The sequence below is a fragment of the Stenotrophomonas sp. GD03958 genome (assembly GCF_029839005.1).
GTDB lineage: Bacteria > Pseudomonadota > Gammaproteobacteria > Xanthomonadales > Xanthomonadaceae > Stenotrophomonas > Stenotrophomonas hibiscicola.
This window is the reverse complement of record NZ_JAOBZT010000123.1, coordinates 1-5,638: the sequence shown is the minus strand read 5'-3', so window position 1 is coordinate 5,638 and position 5,638 is coordinate 1. Positions and strand designations below refer to the sequence as shown.

At 66.8% G+C, this 5,638-nt stretch carries 4 protein-coding genes; 3 read left to right on the top strand and 1 reads right to left on the bottom strand.

Annotation, left to right across the window (positions count from 1 at the left end; all coding sequences use genetic code 11):
* Positions 1-42 precede the first annotated feature (42 nt).
* The gene (locus N5C25_RS20090; protein WP_279937757.1) at positions 43-1,593 is read right to left on the bottom strand and encodes a BCCT family transporter; all 1,551 of its coding nucleotides are present in this window, start codon (positions 1,591-1,593) and stop codon (positions 43-45) included.
* A gap of 168 nt (positions 1,594-1,761) precedes the next feature.
* On the opposite strand from N5C25_RS20090, the gene betI reads away from it, so the two are divergent.
* The 3 genes from betI to betA all read left to right on the top strand — a co-directional run.
* The gene (gene betI / locus N5C25_RS20085; RefSeq protein ID WP_014647011.1) at positions 1,762-2,352 is read left to right on the top strand and encodes a transcriptional regulator BetI; all 591 of its coding nucleotides are present in this window, start codon (positions 1,762-1,764) and stop codon (positions 2,350-2,352) included.
* Between the two features lie 38 nt (positions 2,353-2,390).
* On the top strand, positions 2,391-3,863 hold the full coding sequence (gene betB / locus N5C25_RS20080) for a betaine-aldehyde dehydrogenase (RefSeq protein ID WP_279937755.1): 1,473 nt from the start codon (positions 2,391-2,393) through the stop codon (positions 3,861-3,863).
* A gap of 101 nt (positions 3,864-3,964) precedes the next feature.
* A partial coding sequence (gene betA / locus N5C25_RS20075) for a choline dehydrogenase (protein ID WP_279937754.1) occupies positions 3,965-5,638 on the top strand: 1,674 nt, incomplete at its 3' end.

Genomic DNA, 5,638 nt, shown 5'->3' with positions numbered 1-5,638 from the left:
CGCCGACAGCAGCCGAGCATGGGCTCGGCTCTACAGAAGCACTCAGCGGCGCGGTGCGTCCGGGTCGGTGCGCAGCGCCTTCAGCAGGCCCCACATGTAGAACGCCAGGGTGAACGAGAACGGCAGGCCGCACAGCACCACCGCCGTCTGCATCGCGCTGAAGTTGCCGGCCAGCAGCAGGCCAACGCTGGCCACGGTGATACCCGCCGCCCAGAACACGCGCAGCCAGATCGGCGCGTCATGCCCATCTTCCACGCCATCGTCAACGCGACGGGTACACAGGTTGGCGATCATCAGCGTGCCCGAATCGACCGGGGTCAGGAACAGCACGAAACCAATCACCACCGCAGCACCAGCCACGTACGGCGCCCCGGGCAGGTATTCCAGCAGCTTGAACAGCGTCATCGCCGCATCGTGCTGGGCCACGTCACCCAGGATCGCCTGGCCATGGTTGAGCACCAGGTCGATGGCGGTGTTGCCGAAGATCGACAGCCACGCCAGGGTGAAGCCGAGCGGGATCAGCAGCACGCCCATGATCACTTCGCGGATGGTGCGGCCACGCGAGATGCGCGCCACGAAAAGGCCGACGAACGGCGCCCAGGCGATCCACCAGGCCCAGTAGAACAGCGTCCACGAGCCCATCCACTCACGCCCCTTCGGGTCGTTGAGGTACATGTCGAAACTCTTGCGCACGAACGCACCGAGGTAATCGCCGGTGTTCTGGATCAAGCCATCGAACAGGTGCAGGGTCGGGCCGGTGACCAGCACGAACAGCAGCAGGCCGCACAGCAGGCGCACGTTGAGGTTGGAGAGCCAGGCAATGCCCTTTTCCACGCCTGCAACCACGCCGATGGTGGCCACCACCATCATCACCAGCACGATCGCCACCAGCACCTGCGGCGTATCCGGGATGTGGAACAGGTAGACCAGGCCGGACTGCACCACCAGCGCGCCGATGCCGAGGTTGGTCACCATCGAGATCAGCGTGGCCAGGATGCCGAAGCCATCCACCATGTCGCCGATGCGGCCATGGATGCGCTCACCGAAGATCGGGTACAGCGCCGAGCGCAGCGCCAGCGGCAGGTCGCGGCGGTAGGCGAAGTAGCCCAGTGCCACACCGACCAGCGCATACAGCGCCCAGCCGTGCAGGCCCCAGTGCAGGAAGGTCAGCACCATCGCCTCGCGGCCGGCGGCCACGGTGCCGCCGGGCTGCCCGGGCGGATTGAGGAAGTGGTCCAGCGGCTCGTAGGCGCCGTAGTACAGCAGCGCGATGCCGATGCCGGCCGAGAACAGCATCGAGACCCAGGCCACGTAGCCGAAGGCCGGTGATTCCTCGTTGTGGCCCAGGCGGATGCGGCCGTAAGGCGAGAACGCCAGCCACAGCACGAAGCCCAGGCACAGCACGATCAGCAGCATGTACCACCAGCCGAACGCGGCCGAAACCTCGGCCTGCGCCCATTGCAGCCAGTGCTCGCTGCCTTCGGGATAGAGAACGGTGAGCAGCCCGAGGATGCCGATCGACACCGAGGAGCTGAGAAAGACAAAACGGTTCAAGCGCAGGGGCGAACGCTTGGGATGAGCCAGGGAAGACATGGGATCGTCTCATCAGTCCGGGGGAGCACATGGGCGGGGCCGGACCGGTAAACCGGGCCCATGGCGTGGGGCGCGAGCGCATCCTAGGGTTTATTGATTGAACGTTCAATCAATAAAAAGCATAATGGCGGGCAGCCGATCCTTCGGGTCGCAATCCGTGGAGAGACAATGCCAAAGAAAGGCGTGGAACCGGTACGGCGCGAACAGCTGATCCGGGCCACTTTCCAGACCATCGACGAGATCGGCATGGCCGACGCGACCGTCGCCACCATCGCGAAGAAGGCAGGGTTGTCCAGCGGCATCGTCGCCCACTACTTTGGCGACAAGGACGGCCTGCTCAATGCTGCAATGCGGCAGATCCTGCGCGAACTGAAGGACGCCGTCGCCCGCTACCGCGCCGAGGCCAGCGATGACCCCCGCGAGCAGTTGCGTGCCATCGTCGATGGCAACTTCGACGACAGCCAGATCAACGGTACCGCAATGCGCGTCTGGCTCACGTTCTGGGCCGCCAGCATGCACCAGCCGGAACTGGCCCGGCTGCAGCGCGCCAACGACCAGCGGCTTTTCTCCAACCTGTGCCACCAGTTCAACCGCCTGCTGCCCCACCCGCAGGCGCGCCTGGCCGCCCGTGGCCTGGCCGCGATGATCGACGGCCTGTGGCTGCGTGGCAGCCTGGTCGGCGGCCAGTTCAACGCCGACAAGTCCCGGCGCATCGCCTACGGCTACATCGACTTCCAGTTGCAGGCTGCCGCGCTATAAGCGCTTCAGCACCCGCCCCCTTCCAAGGAGTACGCCCAATGACCACCCTGCCCGTCCAACAGCTCTACATCCACGGCCAGCGCGTCGATGCCACCAGCGGCAAGACCTTCAAGACCGTCAACCCGGCCACCGGTGAGGTGATCGCCGAGGTGCAGGTCGCCAGCCAGGCCGACGTCGAGCGCGCCGTGCAGAGCGCGGCCGAGGGCCAGAAGGTGTGGGCGGCGATGACGGCCATGGAGCGTTCGCGCATCCTCCGCCGCGCCGTCGAGCTCCTGCGCGAGCGCAACGACGAACTGGCCCAGCTGGAGACTCTGGACACCGGCAAGGCGCTGGCCGAAACCACCACCGTGGACATCGTCACCGGTGCCGACGTGGTCGAGTACTACGCCGGCCTGGCCACCGCCATCGAAGGCATCCAGCTGCCGCTGCGCGAATCGAGCTTCTTCTACACCCGCCGCGAGCCGCTGGGCGTGGTCGCCGGCATCGGCGCCTGGAACTACCCGATCCAGATTGCCATGTGGAAGTCGGCCCCGGCCCTTGCCGCAGGCAACGCGATGGTGTTCAAGCCGTCCGAAGTGACCCCGCTGACCGCGATCCGGCTGGCCGAAATCTACACCGAAGCCGGCGTGCCGGCCGGCGTGTTCAACGTCGTGCAGGGCCCGGGCCGCGAGATCGGGCAGTGGCTGACCGAGCACCCGGTGATCGAGAAGATTTCCTTCACCGGCGGCGTCGCCACCGGCAAGAAGGTCATGGCCAGCGCGGCGTCCTCGTCGCTGAAGGAAGTGACCATGGAGCTGGGCGGCAAGTCGCCGCTGGTGATCTGCGATGACGCCGATCTGGACCGCGCCGCCGACATCGCGGTGATGGCCAACTTCTTCAGCTCCGGCCAGGTCTGCACCAACGGCACCCGCGTGTTCGTGCCGCGCAGCATGCTGGCTGCCTTCGAGGCCGCCGTGGTCGAGCGCGTCAAGCGCATCCGCATCGGCGACCCGATGGCCGCCGAAACCAACTTCGGCCCGCTGACCAGCTTCCCGCACATGGAAAACGTGCTGCGCTACATCGAGAGCGGCAAGGCCGAGGGCGCCCGCCTGCTGACGGGTGGCGGCCGTGCCACCGAAGGTGCGCTGGCCCAAGGTGCCTACGTGCTGCCGACCGTGTTCTCCGATTGCCGCGATGACATGACCATCGTGAAGGAAGAGATCTTCGGGCCGGTGATGAGCATCCTCGCCTACGACGACGAGGACGAAGTGGTGCGCCGCGCCAACGACACCACCTTCGGCCTGGCCGCGGGCGTGGTCAGCAAGGACATCAGCCGCGCGCACCGCATCATCCACCGCCTGGAAGCCGGCATCTGCTGGATCAACACCTGGGGTGAATCGCCGGCCGAAATGCCGGTCGGTGGCTACAAGGAATCGGGCGTCGGCCGTGAGAACGGCATCTCCACCCTCGGCCACTACACCCGCATCAAGTCGGTGCAGGTCGAGCTGGGCGACTACGCCAGCGTGTTCTGACCGGCGCGCCGCAAGCGCGCACCCTCGTCCGGCCACCGCGCCGATCCGACATTCCGCCGCGACGCCTGCATGCAGCGCGCCGCGGCCTGCAGGAGACACCTATGAGCACCCATAACGAGTACGACTACATCATCATCGGCGCAGGCTCGGCCGGCAACGTGCTGGCCACCCGCCTCACCGAAGATGCCGATGTCAGCGTGCTGCTGCTGGAAGCCGGTGGCCCGGACTACCGGTTCGACTTCCGTACCCAGATGCCGGCGGCGCTGGCCTTCCCGCTGCAGGGCAAGCGCTACAACTGGGCGTACAAGACCGATCCGGAGCCCTTCATGAACAACCGCCGCATGGACTGCGGACGCGGCAAGGGCCTGGGCGGCTCGTCGCTGATCAACGGCATGTGCTACATCCGCGGCAACGCGATGGACTACGACAACTGGGCCAGCATGCCGGGCCTGGAGGATTGGACCTACCTGGACTGCCTGCCGTATTTCCGCAAGGCCGAAACCCGCGACATCGGACCCAATGACTACCACGGTGGCGACGGCCCGCTGCGCGTGACCACGCCCAAGGCCGGCAACAACGAACTGTTCGCTGCGATGGTCGAGGCCGGCGTGCAGGCCGGCTATCCGCGCACCGACGACCTCAACGGCTACCAGCAGGAAGGCTTCGGCCCGATGGACCGCACGGTGACCCCGAAGGGCCGTCGTTCCAGCACCGCCCGCGGCTACCTGGACCTGGCCAAGCCGCGCCCGAACCTGACCATCGTCACCCACGCGCTGACCGACCGCATCCTGTTCTCGGGCAAGCGTGCGGTGGGCGTGCAGTGGCTGCACAACGACCAGCCACAGCGTGCCACCGCCCGCCGCGAGGTGCTGCTGTGCGGCGGCGCCATCGCCTCGCCGCAGATCCTGCAGCGCTCGGGCGTGGGCCCGGCCGACCTGCTGCGCAGCCTGGACATCGACCTGGTACACCACCTGCCGGGCGTCGGCGCCAACCTGCAGGACCACCTTGAGATGTACCTGCAGTACGAGTGCAAGAAGCCGGTCTCGCTGGCCCCGGCGCTGAAGCTGTACAACCAGCCGGCGATCGGTGCCGAGTGGCTGTTCCTGGGCACCGGCATCGGCGCCAGCAACCAGTTCGAGGCCGGCGGCTTCATCCGCAGCGACGCCGAATTCGACTGGCCGAACCTGCAGTACCACTTCCTGCCGGTGGCGATCAATTACAACGGCTCCAACCCGATCAAGGCGCACAGCTTCCAGATGCACGTCGGTTCGATGCGCTCGCCCAGCCGCGGCCGCATCCATGTGCGTTCGAAGGATCCGCGCGAACATCCGAGCATCCTGTTCAACTACATGTCGCACGAGCAGGACTGGCGTGAGTTCCGCGCGGCGATCCGCATCACCCGCGAGATCTTCGCGCAGCCGGCGCTGGCACCGTACAGCGGCCGCGAGATTTCCCCGGGCAGCGCGCTGCAGACCGATGCGCAGATCGATGCGTTCGTCCGCGAACATGCCGAGACCGCTTACCACCCGTCGTGCTCGAACAAGATGGGCCACGCCGATGACCCGATGGCGGTGGTCGACGGCCAGGGCCGCGTGCACGGGCTGGAAGGCCTGCGCATCGTCGATGCCTCGATCATGCCGCAGGTGGTGACCGGCAACCTCAACGCGCCGACCATCATGATGGCCGAGAAGCTGGCCGACGTGATCCGCGGCCGCACCCCGCTGGCGCGCAGCACCGCGCCGTACTACAAGGCCAACGGTGCACCGGTGCGCAAG

Excerpts from the sequence above, each read along its gene's own strand:
- N5C25_RS20090 (WP_279937757.1), bottom strand. The coding sequence starts at position 1,593 with ATGTCTTCCCTGGCTCATCCCAAGCGTTCGCCCCTGCGCTTGAACCGT.
- betI (WP_014647011.1), top strand. The coding sequence starts at position 1,762 with ATGCCAAAGAAAGGCGTGGAACCGGTACGGCGCGAACAGCTGATCCGG.
- betB (WP_279937755.1), top strand. The coding sequence starts at position 2,391 with ATGACCACCCTGCCCGTCCAACAGCTCTACATCCACGGCCAGCGCGTC.